General features: G+C 45.8%; 1 protein-coding gene. It reads right to left on the bottom strand.

Annotated features, from left to right (window positions below):
* Window positions 1-1,490 (bottom strand): F0F1 ATP synthase subunit alpha (atpA, locus tag ACS8FD_RS14295; protein WP_439276349.1); only part of this gene is annotated, 1,490 nt, incomplete at both ends.

Below are 1,490 nucleotides of genomic sequence, written 5' to 3'. Positions count from 1 at the left end.
CTGACTTTAAACGACCTGCGATATCATCGTTGTAATTCGCAGTATCATCAATCTCGCGCATCAATTCACTTTGCTCATCATGCATGTAGCGTAAGTAAGCTTCTTCGAAAGCACCAATCTTTTCTACTGGCACATCAGCTAAGAACCCTTCGTTTGAAGCATAGATAACCGCTGCTTGCTCAGAAACAGACATTGGCTGATACTGTTTTTGCTTCATAAGTTCAGTGACACGCTCACCATGATCAAGCTGTTCACGAGTGGCATCATCAAGGTCAGAGGCGAACTGAGCAAACGCAGCCAATTCACGATACTGTGCTAGCGCGGTACGAATACCACCAGAGAGCTTTTTGATGATTTTTGTCTGAGCCGCACCACCAACACGAGAAACTGAGATACCAGCGTTAACAGCAGGACGAATACCTGAGTTAAATAGGCTTGACTCTAAGAATATCTGACCGTCAGTGATCGAGATCACGTTAGTCGGTACGAATGCTGATACGTCACCTGCTTGGGTTTCGATAATAGGTAGTGCAGTTAAAGAACCCGTTTTACCTTTTACTTCACCATTGGTAAAGTTTTCTACATAGTCCGCGTTTACGCGTGAGGCACGCTCAAGTAAACGTGAATGTAAATAGAATACGTCACCAGGATACGCTTCACGACCTGGCGGACGACGTAACAATAGTGAAATCTGACGATAAGCGACTGCTTGCTTTGATAAATCGTCAAATACAATCAATGCATCTTCACCGCGGTCACGGAAATATTCGCCCATCGTACAACCTGAGTACGGTGCGATATACTGAAGTGCTGCTGGCTCTGACGCTGAAGCGACGACAACTGTCGTGTATTCTAAGGCACCAGTCTGCTCAAGCTTACGTACAACGTTAGCAATCGTAGAACGTTTTTGGCCGATGGCCACGTATACACACTTAATACCAGATGATTTCTGTGCAATGATCGCATCGATAGCCATCGCGGTTTTACCCGTCTGACGGTCACCAATGATAAGCTCACGCTGACCACGACCAATTGGAATCATGGTATCAACAGCTTTATAGCCGGTCATTACTGGCTGGTCGACTGATTGACGATCAATAACGCCTGGGGCGATTTTCTCGACTTTATCAGTCATTTTAGCATTGATAGGACCTTTGCCATCAATAGGATTACCCAAGGCGTCAACAACACGGCCTAGCAGCTCAGGACCTACTGGTACTTCAAGAATACGACCAGTACAATAGGCTTTTTGACCTTCTTGCAGCTGTAGGTAATCACCAAGTACTACCGCGCCGACAGAATCACGCTCTAAGTTAAGCGCCATTCCATAGATTTCGCCTTCAAACTCAATCATTTCGCCGTACATGGCATCTTCAAGACCATGAATCTGCACGATACCGTCAGATACTTTGACAATCGTGCCTTCATTCTTTGCAGTCGCACCCGCATCAAGGTCTTGAATACGCTGCTTAATCAGGTTACTGATTTCC

It is taken from the genome of Psychrobacter sp. 1U2 (assembly GCF_051847575.1).
Note: the sequence above shows the minus strand (reverse complement) of the source record. Positions and strands in the feature narration are given on the sequence as shown.